General features: G+C 57.3%; 17 protein-coding genes. 9 read left to right on the forward strand and 8 right to left on the reverse strand.

Annotated elements, in window-relative coordinates; translation table 11 throughout:
- Positions 1-5 precede the first annotated feature (5 nt).
- The 4 genes from BMX55_RS00645 to BMX55_RS00660 form a co-directional block, all read right to left on the reverse strand.
- On the reverse strand, positions 6-2,372 hold the full coding sequence (locus BMX55_RS00645; RefSeq protein ID WP_091453032.1) for a Tex family protein: 2,367 nt from the start codon (positions 2,370-2,372) through the stop codon (positions 6-8).
- 73 nt (positions 2,373-2,445) lie between these two features.
- Positions 2,446-3,054, reverse strand: a complete 609-nt coding sequence (locus BMX55_RS00650; protein ID WP_091451189.1) for an isochorismatase family protein — start codon at positions 3,052-3,054, stop codon at positions 2,446-2,448.
- Between the two features lie 30 nt (positions 3,055-3,084).
- Positions 3,085-4,020 (reverse strand): ribose-phosphate diphosphokinase, encoded by a 936-nt coding sequence (locus BMX55_RS00655; protein WP_091451192.1) that lies wholly within the window; start codon positions 4,018-4,020, stop codon positions 3,085-3,087.
- 2 nt (positions 4,021-4,022) lie between these two features.
- The gene (locus BMX55_RS00660; RefSeq protein WP_091451197.1) at positions 4,023-5,597 is read right to left on the reverse strand and encodes a thymidine phosphorylase family protein; all 1,575 of its coding nucleotides are present in this window, start codon (positions 5,595-5,597) and stop codon (positions 4,023-4,025) included.
- Between the two features lie 128 nt (positions 5,598-5,725).
- On the opposite strand from BMX55_RS00660, the gene BMX55_RS00665 reads away from it, so the two are divergent.
- The 3 genes from BMX55_RS00665 (at position 5,726) to BMX55_RS00675 (ending at position 7,207) form a co-directional block, all read left to right on the forward strand.
- Positions 5,726-6,346, forward strand: a complete 621-nt coding sequence (locus tag BMX55_RS00665; RefSeq protein ID WP_091451201.1) for a C40 family peptidase — start codon at positions 5,726-5,728, stop codon at positions 6,344-6,346.
- A gap of 94 nt (positions 6,347-6,440) precedes the next feature.
- Positions 6,441-6,692 carry a GlsB/YeaQ/YmgE family stress response membrane protein gene (locus tag BMX55_RS00670; protein ID WP_091451203.1) on the forward strand — a complete coding sequence of 84 codons (252 nt, stop codon included), beginning with the start codon at positions 6,441-6,443 and terminating at the stop codon, positions 6,690-6,692.
- On the forward strand, positions 6,692-7,207 hold the full coding sequence (locus tag BMX55_RS00675) for a hypothetical protein (protein ID WP_245751186.1): 516 nt from the start codon (positions 6,692-6,694) through the stop codon (positions 7,205-7,207). Before BMX55_RS00670 ends, BMX55_RS00675 begins: the two co-directional genes overlap by 1 nt.
- Positions 7,208-7,215: 8 nt before the next feature.
- Here the strand turns inward: BMX55_RS00675 and BMX55_RS00680 are convergent, their stop codons facing one another.
- Positions 7,216-8,376, reverse strand: coding sequence for an ROK family protein (locus tag BMX55_RS00680; protein WP_091451206.1), 1,161 nt, complete (start codon positions 8,374-8,376; stop codon positions 7,216-7,218).
- Positions 8,376-8,951, reverse strand: a complete 576-nt coding sequence (locus tag BMX55_RS00685) for a DUF4337 domain-containing protein (protein ID WP_091451208.1) — start codon at positions 8,949-8,951, stop codon at positions 8,376-8,378. Before BMX55_RS00685 ends, BMX55_RS00680 begins: the two co-directional genes overlap by 1 nt.
- 120 nt (positions 8,952-9,071) lie before the next feature.
- Between BMX55_RS00685 and BMX55_RS00690 the strand changes: the two genes are divergently transcribed.
- Complete coding sequence (locus BMX55_RS00690; protein WP_091451212.1) at positions 9,072-9,413, forward strand: DUF2322 family protein; 342 nt, start codon at positions 9,072-9,074, stop codon at positions 9,411-9,413.
- On the opposite strand, the gene BMX55_RS00695 is transcribed toward BMX55_RS00690, so the two are convergent.
- Positions 9,382-10,302, reverse strand: coding sequence for a class I SAM-dependent methyltransferase (locus tag BMX55_RS00695; protein ID WP_091451217.1), 921 nt, complete (start codon positions 10,300-10,302; stop codon positions 9,382-9,384). The genes BMX55_RS00690 and BMX55_RS00695 overlap by 32 nt on opposite strands.
- 542 nt (positions 10,303-10,844) lie before the next feature.
- On the opposite strand from BMX55_RS00695, the gene BMX55_RS00700 reads away from it, so the two are divergent.
- A complete protein-coding gene (locus BMX55_RS00700; RefSeq protein ID WP_245751188.1) occupies positions 10,845-11,288 on the forward strand; it encodes a c-type cytochrome in 444 nt (147 codons plus the stop codon).
- 34 nt (positions 11,289-11,322) lie between these two features.
- On the opposite strand, the gene BMX55_RS00705 is transcribed toward BMX55_RS00700, so the two are convergent.
- Positions 11,323-11,958 (reverse strand): GntR family transcriptional regulator, encoded by a 636-nt coding sequence (locus BMX55_RS00705; protein WP_091451225.1) that lies wholly within the window; start codon positions 11,956-11,958, stop codon positions 11,323-11,325.
- A 128-nt stretch (positions 11,959-12,086) separates the two neighbouring features.
- Between BMX55_RS00705 and scpA the strand changes: the two genes are divergently transcribed.
- The 4 genes from scpA to BMX55_RS00725 all read left to right on the forward strand — a co-directional run bounded on the left by scpA (position 12,087) and on the right by BMX55_RS00725 (position 18,924).
- Positions 12,087-14,258: a methylmalonyl-CoA mutase gene (scpA, locus tag BMX55_RS00710; RefSeq protein ID WP_091451228.1), complete on the forward strand. Its 2,172-nt coding sequence runs from the start codon at positions 12,087-12,089 to the stop codon at positions 14,256-14,258.
- A 65-nt stretch (positions 14,259-14,323) separates the two neighbouring features.
- Positions 14,324-15,268, forward strand: coding sequence for a methylmalonyl Co-A mutase-associated GTPase MeaB (gene meaB, locus BMX55_RS00715; RefSeq protein WP_425432041.1), 945 nt, complete (start codon positions 14,324-14,326; stop codon positions 15,266-15,268).
- 50 nt (positions 15,269-15,318) lie between these two features.
- Positions 15,319-16,851, forward strand: coding sequence for an acyl-CoA carboxylase subunit beta (locus BMX55_RS00720; protein ID WP_091451230.1), 1,533 nt, complete (start codon positions 15,319-15,321; stop codon positions 16,849-16,851).
- A 27-nt stretch (positions 16,852-16,878) separates the two neighbouring features.
- The gene (locus BMX55_RS00725; RefSeq protein ID WP_091451234.1) at positions 16,879-18,924 is read left to right on the forward strand and encodes an acetyl-CoA carboxylase biotin carboxylase subunit; all 2,046 of its coding nucleotides are present in this window, start codon (positions 16,879-16,881) and stop codon (positions 18,922-18,924) included.
- The last annotated feature ends 13 nt before the right edge of the window (positions 18,925-18,937 follow it).

Genomic DNA, 18,937 nt, shown 5'->3' on the forward strand with positions numbered 1-18,937 from the left:
GGTGCTCAGTGGCCCTTGCGCTGCTGCAATTTGGCAAAGGCCGAGGCCATTGCCGAGGGTGCGGCGGCTGGTGCTTCTCGGCCACGGGCAGGTTGTTGCTCGCGGCTGGCCCCGGCAAAGCGGTTGTCACGCGGGCCATCGCGGCGGGCGGGGGCGGCATCGAGCTTCATACTCAGGCTGATGCGCTTGCGCTCTACATCCACTTCTAACACCTTGACCTTGACGATATCGCCGGTTTTGACGACTTCGCGGGCATCGGTAACAAACTTGTGCGCCAACTGGCTCACATGCACCAAGCCATCTTGATGCACGCCCAAATCAATAAAAGCGCCAAATTGGGCCACGTTACTCACGGTGCCCTCTAACACCATGCCTTCGCGCAGGTCTTTGATGTCTTCGACGCCCTCGTTAAAGCGTGCTACTTTAAAGTCTGGGCGTGGGTCACGACCCGGCTTTTCTAGCTCACCCAGAATATCTTTCACCGTGATAACGCCAAACTGCGCATTGGCAAACAGCTCTGGGCGCAGCGTTTGGAGCATCTCAGCGCGGCCCATCAGCTCGGCCACGGGTTTGCCGGTCTGGGCGATGATGGCTTGCACCACTGGGTAAGTTTCGGGGTGGACGCCGGTCATGTCCAGCGGATTGTCACCGCCCCGAATGCGCAAAAAGCCAGCTGCCTGTTCAAAGGTTTTTGGCCCTAAACCTGCCACTTCAAGCAGTTGTTTGCGATTGCGAAAGGCCCCGTGCGCCTCGCGCCAGCGCACCACCGCTTTGGCGACGCTGGCGGACAGCCCCGACACCCGCGACAGCAGCGGCACACTGGCGGTGTTCAGATCGACGCCCACCGAGTTGACGCAATCTTCTACCACCGTGCCTAAGGTGCGAGCCAATTCGCTCTGATTGACGTCGTGCTGGTATTGGCCCACGCCAATGCTTTTAGGGTCGATTTTGACCAGTTCGGCCAGCGGGTCTTGCAGGCGGCGGGCAATACTGGCCGCGCCGCGCAAACTCACATCGACATCGGGCATTTCTTGGCTGGCGTATTCGCTGGCTGAATACACCGATGCTCCAGCCTCACTGACGACAATTTTTTGTACACCGGTGATGGCAGGTGTGGCTTTTTCGAGCAGCTTGATGAGGTCAGCGGCCAGCTTGTCGGTTTCGCGGCTGGCGGTGCCATTGCCAATGGCAATCAGTTGCACGCCATGTTTTTGGCATAACTGGAACAAGGTGTGCAGGGCTCCATCCCAATCTTTGCGTGGCTCGTGGGGGTATACCGTGTGGGTATCGACCAGCTTGCCTGTGGCATCGACCACTGCCACCTTCACGCCAGTACGGATGCCGGGGTCTAGCCCCATCACCACCCGTGGCCCAGCCGGGGCGGCCAGCAGCAAATCGCGCAGATTGTCGGCAAACACCTTGATGGCGACTTTTTCCGCTTCTTCGCGCAAGCGCGAGAACAAATCGCGCTCGGTCGATAGGCTGAGTTTGACGCGCCACGCCCAAGCCACGCATTTGCGGATCAGGTCGTCAGCGGCGCGGCTGGCGTGGCTCCAGCGCAGGTGCAGGGCGATTTTGCCTTCGGCCAAACTAGGGCGGCCCGGCTCAGGCTCGATGGGTTGCACCAGTTTGGCGTCCAAAATTTCCAGCGTTCGGCCCCGAAACACCGCCAACGCCCGGTGCGAAGGCACGCGGCCAATCGGCTCGTCGTAGTCGAAATAATCGCGAAACTTGGCTACTTCGGGGTCGGTTTCGTTTTTACCCTCGATCTTTTTGCTGCGCAGCAGGCCCTCGGCCCATAGCCATTCGCGCAAGGATTGCACCAGCACGGCATCTTCGGCCCAGCGCTCCGATAGGATGTCGCGCACGCCATCCAGTACCGCAGGCACGGTAGAAAAATCGGGGCCGGGTTTGCCGTCGTCCAAAGTTTGCGCTGGGCGCAAAAAAGCCAACGCCTCAGTGGCTGGGTTGAGCGTGGGGTCGGCCAGCAGTTTGTCGGCCAGCGGCTCAATGCCCGCCTCTTTGGCAATCTGGCCCTTGGTGCGGCGCTTTTGCTTGAACGGCAGGTAGAGGTCTTCTAATTCTTGCTTGGTGGGCGCAGTGGCAATGGCAATGCGCAGGGCATCGGTGAGCTTGCCTTGTTCATCAATCGCTTTGAGTACCGTGGCGCGCCGGTCTTCTAGCTCGCGCAGATAAGACAGGCGGGCCTCAATCTCACGCAATTGGATGTCGTCCAGCCCCTGCGTGGCTTCTTTGCGGTAGCGGGCGATAAACGGCACCGTAGCACCGCTGTCGAGCAGCTCGACGGCGGTTTGCACCTGCTGCGCTGTGACGCGGATTTCTGTGGCAATTTGCCCGATGATTTTTTGCATGGCTGAAAACAGTGGGCCTTGCGGCAGCAATCAAAAATCGGGCGAGTGTGCCATACCCGGTGCCGTCAGGCGCTTATTTCACCAGTGCCAGCATGTCTTTGAAGGCCGGGTGTTCACAGCTGCCGATCCACTCAAAAGCCACCATTTCGGTGGTAACCAGTTCGGCACCGGCACCGGCCAGGCGGTCAAACGCGGCATCGCGGTTGCGCTCGGTGCGTGAGCTGCACGCATCTGTGACTACCCAGACCTCAAACTCCTCGGCCAGCAGCTCTAGCGCGGTTTGCAATAGGCAGACATGGGCTTCACAACCAGCGATCACGATGCTGGGACGCTCAGGTGCCACCGGTTGTGGTGGTTTTTGCAGGTGCCGGGGCAGGCTGCGCGCATTGCTGCCTTGTTGTGGTTTGGCCGGAGGGCGCAACCAATCGGCCAAGCCATCGGGCACGGCACTGAAGTGCATTTTGTCCAGCGTTTTACGGCACAGGGCGCGCAGGTCAGCATCGTTGGGGCCGAGGCGGCTGGGGTTTTGTTCTGTGCCCCAAACGGGCACGTCCAGCATCTGGGCCATTTTGGCCAGACGTACCGCGTTAGCCAGCACCGCTGGGCCTTCGTGGATGGCGGGCATCAGGCGGGTCTGGTAATCCACCAGCACGAGTTGGGATTCAGCAGCATCCAGCAGCATAGGGCATTCTTTCTTCAGATCAAAACAGGCTCAGATTGTCGCAGCCACTGGCAAGGGCGGCAAAGTCTGCAAGGCATCGGCCAGCGCTGGGGCCAAGGCCACCGCATTGCTGCTGTGCGGCACGGCATCGGTGCTCCAAAATTGCCCAATACCCGCATCATGTAGGGCCTGTAAAGCGTTAGCATCCAGCAGGGCATGGGTCACGGCCACATCTACCGAGGCGGCACCAGCGGCGCGCAGCAGCGCCGTCGCTTGGATGAGCGTATGCCCCGTGCTGGCCATGTCGTCTAATAACACCACCGCCTGCCCGTGCACCGGCACTGGGGGCAAAACAATGCTGACCTGCCGGTCGCCGTGGCGCTCTTTGGTGCAGACGGCATAGTCTAGGCCGTGGCGGGCCGCCGCTTGGGCCACCCATTGGGCCGATTCTCCATCTGGCCCCATCAACAAAGCGCCGGGGCGCTGTTGCACGATCCAATCGGCCAGCAGGGGCGCACCACTCAGCAGCACCGTTTGCGCCGCTGGTACGGCTTCGTGCAAGGTAGCCACCCGGTGCAAGTGGGGATCGACGGTGATGATGGCATCAAACAGCCCAGCCAAAAAATCCCCCACCACACGCTGGCTGATGGCCTCGCCGGGGTGAAAGGCGATGTCTTGACGCATATAAGCCAGATAGGGGGCCACCAGCGTTAGGTGCTGCACACCTAGGCGGCGGGCAGTGTGGGCTGCCAACAGCAACTCCACCAGCTTGTCGTTGGGTTGGTGCAGGCCACGCAGCAATACCACGCGCTGCGGTAACTGGCCTTGGGCATCCACAGGCAACGTCAGTTTGAGTTCCCCATCCGGAAAGTGATGCCGGGCAATGAGGCGCGCTTCTAGCCCGCTGGCGCTGGCCAGCCGCTCGGCACTGGCGCGCTCATCGTCAAAAAACAGCAACCAGGGGGGTGAAGAGCGCAAGGCTGTCATTGTTAAAACTCTACAAAAACGCGCGGCAGATCATCAGCAGTGCCTATCCGGTAAGCGCTGACTTTATCGCTGGCCTGCCGGGCAAACTCTAGATCGGCGGGATAACCAGCATACACGCGGTACAGCACCTCCCCAGCAGTCACAGCATCGCCCAGTTTGCAGAGCAAATCGACACCCGCACTTTGTACCTTGGGCGCACCGGCCAGACGGGCAATGCGTGCGATCTGCAAATTGTCGATGCCTGCCACCACCCCGCTCGATGGTGCCAGCACCTCAAAGCTCAATGGCCCCAACGGTGGATGGTTGTGGTCAAAATCTTTGCCTCCCTGCGCGGCGATGATGTCGCGCATCCGCGCCAAGGCGCGGCCTGAATCCAAAATATCGCGGGCAATGGCATAGCCATCACCCCCCCGGATATCAGGATCGCATTCAATCAGGCGTCCAGCCAAGCGCAGGGCTTTTTGCCGTAGGTCATTAGGGGCGCGGGGGTCGTTTTCTAGTATGCGCATCACATCGCGGGCTTCGAGCACTGGGCCAATACCGCTGCCCACCGGCTGGCGGCCATCGGTAATCACTACATCCAAAGACAGTTGTAAGCGCCGCGCCACATACTCAAACAGGCGGCGCAGGCGCTGGGCCTCTGGCATGGAGCGCACCTTGGCCGTGGGGCCAATCGGAATATCCAGTACTAGATGGGTAGAACCAGCGGCAATCTTTTTGGACAAAATGGAGGCCACCATTTGCCCCGGCGAATCAATGGATAACGGGCGCTCCACCGAGATCAACACATCATCGGCAGGCGAGAGCTGGGCTGTGCCGCCCCAAGCCAAGCAGCCGCGATGGTCGCGCACAATATCAGCCAGTTGCTCCAGCGGCAACTCCACATTGGCCAGCACTTCCATCGTATCGGCGGTGCCCGCTGGTGAGGTGATGGCGCGCGAAGACGTTTTGGGGCACAACATGCCGTGCGCTGCCACAATCGGCACAATCAGCATGGAGGTGCGGTTGCCCGGAATGCCGCCAATGCAGTGCTTGTCCACCACGCGAGGCTCATGCCAATCTAGGCGCTGGCCAATAGATACCATCGCATCAGACAAAAAGAACACCTCTTCGCGGTCTAGCTCATCGCGGTTGCAGGCGACAACAAAGGCCGTGAGTTCGATTTTGGAATAACGGTGCCGGGCAATGTCGCGCACGATGGCATGAAAATCCTCCCGCTCCAGCCGCTCTCCGGAAATTTTGCGAAACAACGCTCCCATAGATTCGGGCGGCTCGGCCTGTGACACCGTCACGGTATGGCCATTGGTCACCCCCAGTTGCGCAAATGCATCTTCAGACAGGCCCAGTTCTTGGCAGCCCACAATAGACAAATCATCCACCACATTGAGCGTCGCCAAAATGCGCCGACCATTGGCCCGCACCTCGATTTTGGACAGGGCCTGAAAGCCTTCGGCCCGGTAAACAGCGCAATCGCGGTGCAGATAGGCGACGTTTTCACGCCAAGTGTCGATGGCTACGCGGCGCAGCTCCAGCTCAGACACTGGCGCGGCAGCAGAAGGGGTATTTTCAGCAGACATGGCAGCAAGCCTACACCCAAATTTGCTGCCAGCACATCGGGTCTGGCTAGGGGGAGCCGGCAAAAGCGAGTGTAGTGGCAGGTTTTTCTGGTTTTGAACGTGCCAAAGGCGTGTTACCCTTCGCGCCCATGTCTAAATGGTTTTGCATCCTGTTGATTGCTTGCGCCAGCGCCCACGCGGCCCCTGGTGCAGCGCCCGCCGACGACGCAGTACAGGTTTTGAACGACAAAAGCCTGCTTAACCAAATCGTTGAACTCCAACACAACGTGGCAGAAAAAGCCCAAAGTAAACTCTCTGCGGTTGGACAGAACGTCAGCCAGACGGCTTATCAAGTGGCCGATAGCACCGCCGAGCTGGTGATTAGCTCGATGGGCTTTCTGGGCCTGCCTTACCGCCGTGGGGGCAGCAGTGTCGAGACCGGATTTGATTGCAGTGGTTTTGTTCGCGCCATGTACCAAGAAACGGTAGGTATGTTGTTGCCGCGTCGTGCCCGCGACCAAGCAGCCTCTACCCAAGTGATCGACAAAAAAGAGCTTAAACCCGGTGACTTGGTGTTTTTTAACACTATGCGCCGTGCTTTCAGCCACGTTGGTATCTACGTAGGCGATGGCAAGTTCATTCATTCGCCCCGCAGTGGCTCTGAAGTGCGCGTAGAAAACATGCGCGAAAGCTACTGGCTTAAGCGCTTTGATGGCGCACGCCGGGTAGCTGGTACTGATGCCGCTGCTACGCCGCCAAAAAACTATTAAGTTAAGTTTGGGTGCCCTCAGTGTGTGGCTGCGCTGGGTTAGTACACCCGTTACAGTTGCCTTCTTTATTAAATAAAGTTACAAGGGGTGCTGTATGCTTTCTATTTTAGGAACGCTTTTTGTCGGTTTGATCGTGGGTCTGATTGCCCGCGCACTTAAGCCCGGTGATGACCGATTAGGCTGGATCATGACCTCGATACTAGGGGTGGCAGGCTCGTTTTTGGCATCCACAGTGGGTGCATCGCTGGGCTGGTACCGCCCCGGTCAGCCCGCAGGCTGGATAGCCTCGGTGTTGGGTGCGATGGCCTTGCTGTTCATCTATAGCCTCATCAAGAAAAAAGATTGATGGTGATAAAAAACGCTTTGCCCAGTGCCCACGTACTGGCTGGGGCTGATCCTGCCTTGCAGGCAGCAGTGCAGCGCAGTAGGCGCTTGCTGCACCAGCGTGCGCTGATGGCTGCTGTAGCTAGCACGGTGCCGGTGCCCGGTCTCGATTGGGCTGTGGATGCAGCGCTGCTGTCGCGCCTGCTGCCGCAAATCAACGCCGAATTTGGCTTAACACCGCCCCAGATTGCCCAGCTTGACCCGCACCAGCGCGAGCAGGTGCAAAAGGCGGTAGCCATGGTCGGTTCTGCGCTGATTGGCAAGTTGGTGACCCAAGATTTGGTGCTCAAAATGGCCAAAACGGTGGGCCTGCGCATGGGTGGCAAGCAACTGGCTAAATATGTGCCGCTGGCCGGGCAGGCACTGGCTGCGGCGCTGGGCTATGCCACCCTGCGCTATCTGGGCGAGCAGCACCTGTGCGATTGCGTACAGGTAGCCAAAACGGCACAGCTTACCCTGCCAGCACCTAAAGCGTGAGGGCCTTCTTAGAACACTGGGTTCTCTCCGGCAGGAATGTGCGCTGGTGACAATTGCAAAGGCAGCAGCGGCGCAGTGACTGGACTGGCGCAGGTTTGCGGATCACTGAAATAAGCGGCTGGCCCTTGCTGCTCTAGCCGTTGTAGGTAGCAGGGATAGCGGGCTGCCCAGCCAAAGGCTTGGGTATCGGCCAATAGGCCGGGCACATTAGCCACCTTGATCTCTTGCAGGTGTAGCTGTTGGCCCGCAGTAGCTTGCAACAGGCCCTCGGTTAGCAGCATGTCAGACAACAGATAGTTAGCATAAGGGGCGGCAATGCCCGTTTGCTGTATGGTGGCATCTAAGGATGCTGGTGCTAGCCGGTCAATAGCGGTGGCAAGATCGGCCCGCTGTAGCAAGATTGGGTTGTGCTGTGTTGTGGGCAACAACCGCTGCACAGCGGCTTGTACGCCTTGTGTCACGGGGCGGCTGATGGCCGTTATGCTCACGGGTTCTGGCAGTGCGGCAGGCAGATCGCGCAACTGCTCTTGTAATAGTTGGCGCGCTTGGGCCAATTCAGCGGCATTCAAAGGTTGTAATGTGCAGGGAAGGGGCGCTGTAGGGCGCAACTGCTGACACAACACCCGATGCCAAAACTTTTGCCCCAATGCTTGACCATAGGCGCTGCGCTCTCCGGCAATTTGAAAGCTACCGCCACCAATGTCTAAAATATGGCTAGTTTGCAGGCGTGCGCCCAGTTTTTGCCGAGCAGCGGTGTAGCCATAGCCGCCTTCTACCGTTTGGGGAATCACCAACAACGCTACGCCGCTGTCGGCATATATTTGCTTGAGCACTGATACGGTTTGTGCTGCCGATTGGCTCCACGCCAAGCGCCAAGCGGAGAACCCCCCCGCCATGCGCTGGCAAGCAGGATCTAGTTGGGCTTGTAGGGGCAACTGGCGCAGCGCTATGGCTGTGGGGGCAATAATTTCTTGCAGTCCGCGCCCAGCCCACAGGGGGCTGAGGTAGTCAATATCGACATGAGCTGTGGGCGTGCTGTTAGAGGCACCCACCCGTATACCAGACGAACCGACATCAAAAGCAATGCGGCAGTCCTCAGTGGCATGGGCCGTGATGGCGGCCAGCCCAAGGCTACAGGCCCACAAACACGGGCGCAGACGCCGTAGCATCACAGGTGCAGATAGCCCATAATGCCCGCTGCCAACCCCAAAGCGGTGGAGCCATACACACCCAGCAGCATCCAGCGCTTGCGTGTCAGCAGTGCGATAGCGGCCAAGGCAATAGCCACTTGCAGCAGCGTTGTGCCCATCGCCCAGCGGCCATGCACATGCATTTCTAGCTCGCTCTTTTTGTTTGCATCTTCGGCGGCCAGCTCCAACTTCTCAGCCGCGGCCTTGATTTCGACTTTTTCTTGCTGGTACCGGTCTACCGATTGGCGGAACTTTTCTTTATCTTCGCCGGAGGTCAGTGTGACCGACAGCTCGGCCAGATTTTGCTTGTTGCTCTTGGCTTGGTAGTAATTCCATTGGTTGGAGGCGGCTGTTTTTTGAATTGACGCCTCGTTCTTGTACAGCAGCGCAGCATTTTGCGAATGCCCACCCATGTAGCCGAACACGGCTCCAATGGTTGAAATAATGGCCGTTAGTACCGCCAGGCGCGACGTGAAATCATCGCCGCCATGATGGGCGACGTGCTCAACCTCATGGTCGTGCGGGCCATGAACGTGAAATCCACCACCAGACATGCAATTTCCTTAGAAACAAGACAGGGCTGGTATGGTAACAAGACCAGCGCACTTGTGTGCAGAAAGCCAATGGTTTGCAGGACAATCAGCGCCTTTTGTTTGACTTGAAAAGAACCCATCATGGCCTTTGCCGATCACTTGCAACAATTGCCCTCCATCAGCCATCTGGCCGCTTTGGAACTGCTCGACAGCGCCGGTAACGTGGCCGCCATCATCGAAAACAAACCCGGCAAGGCGGGTTCTTTGGCCGTGTATGCCGCCTTAGCTGCCCAGCATGGCCGGGTGGACGTGGCTGCTGCCGAGCAAGGGCTGGCGCTGTTTGCCGAACACACCGACGATGCCCGCGCTCATCCGGGCAAGCACCCGAACATCGACCGATTGTTCGCGGTGGTGGCGTCTGGGCAGGGCTATGCTGTGCGCTTGGTAACGCTTAATCCGGTGCCCGATACACCAGCACTTTGAGCGCCCGTTCGGGCGCTATGTCGGCAAACACCGGCGGATTGGCTACTTGTTCTACTAGCGTCAGTGTTGGAGCCAACTCTTGCATTTGCTCTTGCAAAAACGCTAGGCCTAGTTCTGGTGCATTCAGACAAAGCAGTGCATGACCGCCGGGGGCCAGCAGATCAGGCAAGCGGCGCATCAGGCGGGCGTAATCTTTGGTAGCGATAAAACTGCCCTTTTGGTAGCTGGGTGGATCGACAATTACCAACCCGTAGGGGCCACTGCGGCCAATCTTGCCCCATGAGCTAAAGATGTCATGGCCCAAAAAACTGGCCCCAGCCGTCAGACCATTGAGTTGGTGGTTTTGCTGCCCTACGGACAAGGCACCCCGTGCCATGTCCACATTAACCACTTGGGCTGCTCCCGCTTGCAAAGCGACCACAGAAAAAGCGCAGGTATAGGCAAAAAGATTAAGCACCTTGAGCCTAGGCCGTGCTGTCACATGCGTGCGCACCCAGTGGCGGCCTTCGGCCATGTCTAAAAATAGGCCGTGGTTCTGCCCCCGCAATATGTGTACCCGAAAGCGGGCACCGTTTTCTGTCACGGTATGGGGTTCGGGCACGCTACCAGCCATGAGGCGAGTGTCGGTCTGGCCCTCGGCCCGGCACTGGAACACCCAATTGAAGGCTTGGTCAGGGGCCAGTTGCTGCCAGCGCTGCTGTAAAGCGCTGCCCAGCAGGGACAGTACATCTTCGACCACCGGCTGAAAACTGGTGAGCACCCAGACGGGTGGATAGGCGTCCAGTGCCCACTGTTCACAACCGGGGTAAAGCCCACCCCGGCCATGAAAGATACGCTGGGCATCTTGGGGTAAGGGCAGAGTAGCGATGGCATCGAGTAGGGCTTGCATGGGTGTTGTGCGTAAGGTGGTTGTGGGATCATATCAAATGAAACTTACATGAATTTTATCTAACAAATTATTTCAAAATAAACTAAAAAACAAAGTAACAAAACGTATAGAGCTAGCGTATCCACTGTATCTTGTGTCTATCAATAACCTGATCAGTAGCGCTAGCTACCTGACAACAGACCGTCCTGCAATCGCAAACTTTGAGCAAGCATGTCGGCGATTACCTTGTGTAAGGCAAACACGTTTTTAGACCTCTGCATGGTCAAGCTAGCCCCCGGATATTGTCTAAAATACTCTTTTCCGAAAGGGATTTATTCATGGTGAAACGCATTCCAGTGGCTTTGACCACCGCATTGCTTGCAATGTGTGCCTTACAGCCAGTGGCTGCACAGCCGTCTAGGGCCAGAGCTACCGCTGATGTAGATTTAAGTATCCGTCTAAAAGAGGTTCAGGCTAACCCAACCTTAGAGCAAAACCTGTTCAAACTAGGACGCAAGGTAGCAGGCGTTTGTCTCCACTGCCACGGCGAGGGTGGCAATAGTATGAACCCTGACATTCCCAATTTGGCAGGACAAAACCCTGCTTACTTGTTAGAGCAGTTACGTTTGTTTGCTACAGGTCAACGCCGCAATGAGTTCATGGAGGGCATGATCAAATCTATGGACAGCGATGAAAAAATTGGCATGGTGTTGTTTTATTCGGCCCAAGCCGTCAAGCACAAACCCGCCACCAATCTGCCTCTAGTAGACAAAGGCAATGCGGTCTACCAAAAGCAATGCTTGACCTGCCATGGTGCCAATGGCCTAGGCAATGAGAAGATTGCACGTATTGCAGGTCAGCAGCCGGGGTATTTGCGCAAAATGCTAGACCGCTACCGCACAGCCCAATCTGGCCCATTGGCGCAATCGATCATGACGCCAACGGCGCGCGGCTTGAGCGATGCCGATGTGCAAGCCGTAGTAGCGTTTGTTAGCGCTATACCTTAACCTTAAAAATTGCCTAGGGGCTGCATCCTTCAGGTTAGGTTGCTGCCTCTAGGCCTTGAGCAAAATGCCTTTGCATGGCCTGCGTGGCAGCGCCAGCATCATGGGCAGTGATGGCCGCCAAAATGGTGCGGTGTTCGCGCAATGAGTCTTCCATGCGGCCCTGCTTAAATAAAGAGTTATGCCGGTTGAGCTTCATGACTTTGCGCAAATCGCTCACTACTTGGCTGCGCCAGCGGTTGTCAGCCAAGTCTAAGACCAACATATGAAACTGCTCATTGAGTGCAAAAAAGCGCTCGCGGTCATGCACTGCCTGCTCTAAACGGGTGTGCAGCTCTTGCAAACTCTGCAACTGGGCCGCGCTGGCTTGACGCGCCACGACGCCTGCTGCATCGCTTTCCAGCAAACTGAGCAGGTGGTACACATCGCGCAGGTCTTTTTCTGACATCTCGGTCACGTAGGCGCCCCGGCGCACCTTCATCGTTACCAGCCCTTCGGCGGCCAACACTTTGAGGGCTTCGCGCAGTGGCGTGCGACTAATGCCAAATTCTTCGGCAATTTTAAGTTCATCAATCCAGTTGCCAGGCTCTAGTTCGCGGCGAAAAATACGTTGGCGCAGTTGCTCGGCCACTTCTTCGTACAGTGCGCGGGGGGTCAGGGTGAGATCAGACATGAGTGCAATGGTACCGAAAAAAACTATAAATTAATAATTACGGATGCGGTACACTCACCATCATCGTGCGGGCCTGCGAAGCATTGCGAGCGAGCCAGCCACTCTCTTAGCGAACGGAGACCATGCCCATGAGCAGCCCTAACGAAAATTCTGACAACGCCTTCAAAACTGCATCCTTGCAAGACTGGCAACGTGCAGCCGCCAAATCTGCCCCCGGTGGCAATGTCGATGCTCTGAATTGGAACACCCCTGACGGCATTGTCGTCAAGCCCCTGTACACGGCAGAAGATACAGCTAACTTGGCCTACACCAACACGCTGCCCGGCTTTGAGCCTTATGTGCGCGGCCCGCAGGCCACCATGTACGCTGTGCGTCCTTGGACGATTCGCCAATACGCTGGTTTTTCTACTGCTGAAGAATCCAATGCTTTCTACCGCAAGGCGCTGGCCGCTGGTGGTCAGGGTGTGTCAGTGGCCTTTGACTTGGCTACCCACCGTGGTTATGACTCCGACCATCCACGCGTCACGGGGGACGTTGGCAAAGCCGGTGTCGCTATTGACTCGGTAGAAGACATGAAAATTTTGTTCAACGAAATTCCGTTGGATAAGGTATCGGTGTCTATGACCATGAACGGTGCCGTGCTGCCCGTGCTGGCCGGTTATGTGGTGGCCGCCGAAGAACAGGGCGTGAGCCAAGATAAGCTCTCCGGAACCATTCAGAACGACATTCTGAAAGAGTTCATGGTGCGCAACACCTATATCTACCCGCCCAAGCCATCGATGAAAATCATTGGCGACATCATCGAGTACACGGCACAGCACATGCCCAAGTTCAACTCGATCAGTATTTCTGGCTACCACATGCAAGAAGCCGGTGCCAATCAGGCACTGGAACTGGCTTTTACGCTGGCCGATGGCAAAGAATACGTCAAGACCGCCATCGACAAGGGCATGGACGTGGATGCTTTTGCTGGTCGTCTGTCCTTCTTCTGGGCCATTGGCATGAACTTCTATTTGGAAGTGGCCAAAATGCGCGCTGCCCGCTTGTTGTGGTGCCGCATCATGAAGGGCTTTAACGCCAAGAACCCCAAGAGCTTGATGTTGCGCACGCACTGCCAAACTTCTGGCTGGAGCTTGACCGAGCAAGACCCGTACAACAACATTGTGCGCACCACCATTGAGGCGATGGCCGCAGTGTTTGGTGGCACGCAAAGCCTGCACACCAACGCGCTCGATGAAGCTATCGCCTTGCCGACCGAGTTTTCCTCGCGCATTGCACGCAACACGCAGCTCATCATCCAAGAAGAAACGCACATCACCAATGTGGTCGATCCTTGGGCCGGTAGTTACATGATGGAAAAGCTGACCCAAGACATGATGGATGCAGCTTGGAAGATCATTGAAGAAGTCGAAGCCATGGGCGGCATGACCCAAGCCGTCGATTCGGGCTGGGCCAAACTGAAGATTGAAGCCGCCGCCGCTGAAAAGCAAGCGCGCATTGACTCCGGTAAGGATGTCATTGTGGGCGTGAACAAGTACAAGCTCGCCAAAGAAGACCCAGTAGACATTTTGCAAATTGACAACGTCAAGGTGCGCGATGGTCAGATTGAGCGTCTGAACCAGATCAGAGCTACCCGCGACAATGCTGCTGTACAAGCCGCACTGGAGGCACTGACCACTGCGGCTGAATCCGGCCAAGGCAACTTGCTGGAGCTGTCCATCAACGCTGTGCGCTTGCGTGCCACGGTGGGTGAAGTGTCCGATGCACTGGAAAAGATTTATGGCCGCCACCGTGCCGATACGCAAAAGGTGACTGGTGTGTACGCTGCTGCCTACGATTCTGCTGAGGGCTGGGACAAGCTGAAAGAAGAAATCAACGCTTTTGCCGAAGCCGAAGGCCGTCGCCCCCGTGTGATGATTGCCAAACTGGGCCAAGACGGCCACGACCGGGGTGCCAAAGTGGTAGCCACCGCCTTTGCCGATTTGGGCTTTGACGTGGACATGGGGCCGCTGTTCCAGACTCCCGAAGAATGCGCCCGCCAAGCGATTGAAAACGATGTCCACGCCGTGGGCGTGAGCACCTTGGCTGCCGGTCACAAAACGCTGGTGCCTGCCATCATCCAAGCGCTGAAAGATCAGGGCGCGGACGACATCATCGTGTTTGTGGGGGGTGTGATTCCGGTACAGGATTACGAACACCTGTACGAAGCGGGAGTGAAGGGCATTTATGGCCCCGGTACTCCGATTCCGGCCAGCGCTAAAGACGTGCTGGAACAAATCCGCAAGGCCCAAGCGGCCTGAGTTTGGCGGTGTTAGCGTTGCAAGAAGCCTTGTTGCACGGCAATGCGGTGCAACAGCGGCGGGCGATGGCCAAGGCCATCACCCTACTGGAATCGACTCGCACGGATCACCGTGCGCAAGGCGACGAACTGCTCACTGCCCTGCTACCGCATACTGGCAAAGCGCTGCGCTTGGGTATCAGCGGTGTGCCGGGAGTGGGAAAATCCACCTTCATTGAAACGCTGGGCTTGTTTTTGATTGCCCAAGGCCACCGCGTGGCCGTGCTGGCGATTGACCCGTCTAGCAGCGTTTCGGGCGGCTCCATTTTGGGCGATAAAACCCGCATGGAGCAGCTCTCAGTGCAGGAGCGGGCCTATATTCGCCCCAGCCCCAGCAGTGGCACGCTGGGCGGTGTGGCCGAAAAAACCCGTGAAGCTATGCTGGTCTGCGAAGCCGCTGGTTACGACATCGTCATCATCGAGACCGTGGGCGTGGGCCAGTCCGAAACGGCAGTCGCCAACATGACCGATATGTTTGTGCTGCTGCAATTGCCCAATGCGGGTGACGACTTGCAGGCTATCAAAAAAGGCGTGATGGAGCTGGCCGATTTGGTTGTCATCAACAAGGCTGACATTGATAAAAACGCCGCTACCCGCGCCGAGGCCCAGATTACCTCTAGCCTGCGCTTGCTAGGCCAGCACGGCAACCCCGACCACGCTCACCATAACGAGGCGCTATGGCACCCCAAGGTGGTACAGATCAGCGCATTGCTGGGCCAAGGCGTCGATGGCTTTTGGGCTGCCGTTGCTGAGTTTCAGCGGTTGCAAACCGCCAATGGCCGCTTGGCGACTCGGCGTGAAAAACAAGCCCTGAGCTGGATGTGGGAACGCATCGACGCCGGGCTGAAACAGGCATTCCGCCAGCATCCCCAAGTGCAAGGCCTGCTGCCCAGCACGTTGGCCGATGTGGCTGCGGGCCGTTTGGCCCCCTCCACGGCTGCAAGAAATCTGCTTCTGGCCAATACCCGATAAACACCAGAAGCCTTCCTACACCACTCCCCCAATACAACCAAAGGACCGATATGCACGAAATCCTAGAAAAACTGGAGCACAAGCGCGAACTTGCCCGCTTGGGCGGCGGCCAGCGCCGCATCGACGCACAACATGCCAAGGGCAAGCTCACCGCGCGTGAACGCCTTGAGTTGCTGCTCGACGAAGGCACGTTTGAAGAATGGGATATGTTTGTCGAGCACCGCTGTGCCGATTTCGGTATGGCCGAGAACAAAATCCCCGGTGACGGTGTCGTCACTGGCTACGGCATGATCAATGGCCGTTTGGTGTTTGTGTTCAGCCAAGATTTCACCGTGTTTGGTGGTGCATTGTCTGAGGCCCATGCCGAGAAAATCTGCAAGGTCATGGATCAAGCCATGAAGGTCGGTGCTCCGGTCATCGGTCTGAACGATTCGGGCGGTGCCCGGATTCAAGAAGGCGTGGCCAGCTTGGGTGGTTATGCCGATGTGTTCCAGCGCAATGTGATGGCCTCGGGTGTGATTCCACAGATCAGCATGATCATGGGCCCTTGCGCCGGTGGTGCGGTGTACTCGCCTGCCATGACCGACTTTATCTGCATGGTCAAGGACAGCAGCTATATGTTCGTGACTGGCCCCGAAGTGGTCAAGACCGTGACGCACGAAGACGTGACCGCCGAAGAGCTGGGCGGCGCGATTGCCCACAGCACCAAGAGCGGCGTGTCCGATCTGGCGTTTGAGAACGATGTCGAAGCGCTGCTGATGCTGCGCCGCCTGTACAACTACCTGCCGCTGAACAACCGTGAAAAGCCGCCAGTGCGCCCCAGCAACGATCCGGCAGACCGCGCCGATCTGTCGCTGGATACGCTGATTCCGGACAACGCCAACAAGCCCTACGACATGAAGGAGCTGATTGCCAAGGTGGTGGACGATGGCGATTTCTTTGAACTGCAACCTGAATACGCCAAGAACATCCTGATCGGTTTTGGTCGCATGGAAGGCCAAACCGTCGGTATCGTCGCCAACCAGCCGCTGGTGTTGGCCGGTTGCTTGGACATCAAGAGCAGTATCAAAGCCGCCCGCTTTGTGCGTTTCTGCGATGCCTTTAATATCCCCGTGATTACCTTTGTGGATGTACCCGGCTTTATGCCCGGTACTGCGCAAGAATACGGCGGCATCATCAAGCACGGTGCCAAGTTGCTGTACGCGTACGCTGAATGCACAGTGCCCAAGATCACCATCATTACCCGCAAAGCCTACGGCGGCGCTTATGACGTGATGAGCTCCAAGCACTTGCGCGGTGACGTCAACCTGTCTTGGCCCAATGCTGAGATTGCGGTGATGGGTGCTAAGGGCGCGGTGGAAATCATCTTCCGCGAAGACAAAAATGACCCCGTCAAGCTCGCAGCCCGCGAAGCTGAATACAAAGAGCGCTTTGCCAACCCCTTCGTGGCCGGTGCCCGTGGCTTTATTGACGATGTGATTTTGCCGCACGAAACCCGCAAGCGCATCTGCCGCAGTTTGGTAATGCTGCGCGACAAGAAGCTCGACAACCCCTGGCGCAAGCACGGGAACATTCCGCTGTAAGTCTGCGCCATCCAGGAGAACGAGAATATGTTTACCAAGATTCTGATTGCTAACCGTGGCGAAATCGCCTGCCGCGTCATCGCCACTGCCCGCAAAATGGGCATTAAAACTGTGGCCGTGTATTCTGATGCCGACCGCGAAGCGCGCCACGTCAAGTTGGCCGATGAGGCTGTGCATATTGGCGCTGCCCCCAGCCGCGAGAGCTACCTGCTGGCTGACAAAATCATCGCTGCTGCCAAGCAAACTGGCGCTCAAGCAATTCACCCCGGCTATGGCTTTTTGAGCGAAAACGAAGCCTTTGCCCAGCGTTGCGAAGACGAAGGCATTGCCTTCATCGGCCCCAAGGCGCACTCCATTGCCGCCATGGGCGACAAGATCGCTTCCAAGAAGCTGGCTCTTGCCGCCAAGGTCAATACCATTCCCGGCTACAACGATGCTATCGCTGGCCCCGAGCAAGCGGTAGAAATCGCCAAGGGCATTGGCTACCCGGTCATGATTAAGGCTTCGGCAGGCGGCGGCGGTAAGGGCCTGCGCGTGGCTTTCAATGACAAAGAAGCGTTTGAAGGCTTTGCCAGTTGCCAGAACGAAGCCCGCAACAGCTTTGGCGATGACCGCATCTTCATTGAAAAGTTTGTCCAAGAGCCGCGCCACATTGAAATCCAAGTGCTGGGTGACAGCCACGGCAATGTGATTTACCTGAACGAGCGTGAATGCTCGATTCAGCGCCGCCACCAAAAGGTGATTGAAGAAGCGCCTTCGCCCTTCATCTCCGATGCCACGCGCAAGGCGATGGGCGAACAAGCGGTGCAATTGGCCAAGGCCGTGAAGTACCAATCGGCTGGTACGGTGGAATTTGTCGTCGGCAAAGACCAAGACTTCTACTTCTTGGAAATGAACACCCGCTTGCAGGTGGAACACCCTGTGACTGAGTGCATCACTGGCCTCGATTTGGTTGAGCTGATGATCCGCGTTGCTGCTGGTGAATCGTTGCCCCTGACCCAAGAAGACGTCAAGCGCGACGGTTGGGCCATTGAGTGCCGTATCAACGCCGAAGACCCGTTCCGCAACTTCCTGCCCTCGACAGGCCGTTTGGTGCGCTTTCAGCCACCCGAAGAGAGTATGTTCCAGTCGGACACCAGCAAAAAGTATGGTGTGCGCGTGGATACCGGCGTCTATGAAGGCGGCGAAATCCCGATGTACTACGATTCGATGATCGCCAAGCTCATCGTCCACGGTACCGACCGCAACGATGCCATTGCCAAGATGCGCGCTGCGCTGAATGGTTTTGTCATTCGTGGCATCAGCAGCAATATTCCGTTCCAAGCGGCGCTGCTGGCCCATCCTAAGTTTGTCACCGGCCAATTCAACACGGGCTTTATCGCTGAACATTACAGCCAAGGCTTCCATGCAGCGGACGTGCCGCATGACGATCCATTGTTCTTGGTGGCGTTGGCTGCTTACATGAACCGCCGTTACCGCGCTCGTGCTTCGGGCATCAGCGGTCAGTTGGCGGGTCATGAAGTCAAGGTGGGCGAAAAGTTTGTGGTGGCGGTGTTGGGCCACGAAGGTAAAAACGAATACCACCAAGTCTCTGTGACTGATTTTGAGTCGGCGGGCTCCAGCGCGGTGTCGGTAGATGGTAAGGCTTACCAAATCAGCAGCACCGCGACGCTGGGCCAGATTCGGGTGCAAGGCCAATGCAATGGCATGGGCTTTACCGCCCAAGTCGAGCGCGGCACGGCCAAGAACCCGCTGGCGCTACGCATTGCGCACAATGGCACGCAGATCGAAGCGATGGTGCTGTCGCCCCGTGGTGCGCAACTGCACGCCCTGATGCCTTACAAGGCACCACCAGACTTGTCCAAATTCCTGCTCTCGCCCATGCCAGGCCTGTTGGTGGATGTGGCTGTGCAGCCCGGCCAAGCCGTGCAAGCGGGTGAAAAGCTGGCAGTGATTGAAGCCATGAAAATGGAAAACGTGTTGTTTGCCGCGCAAGATGGCGTGGTCAGCAAGATCGTGGCCGGTAAGGGCGAATCACTGAGCGTAGACCAAGTGATTATCGAATTTGCCTAAACCGCACTTTCCA

Origin of the sequence: Giesbergeria anulus (genome assembly GCF_900111115.1) — a bacterium.
Lineage (GTDB): Bacteria > Pseudomonadota > Gammaproteobacteria > Burkholderiales > Burkholderiaceae_C > Simplicispira > Simplicispira anulus.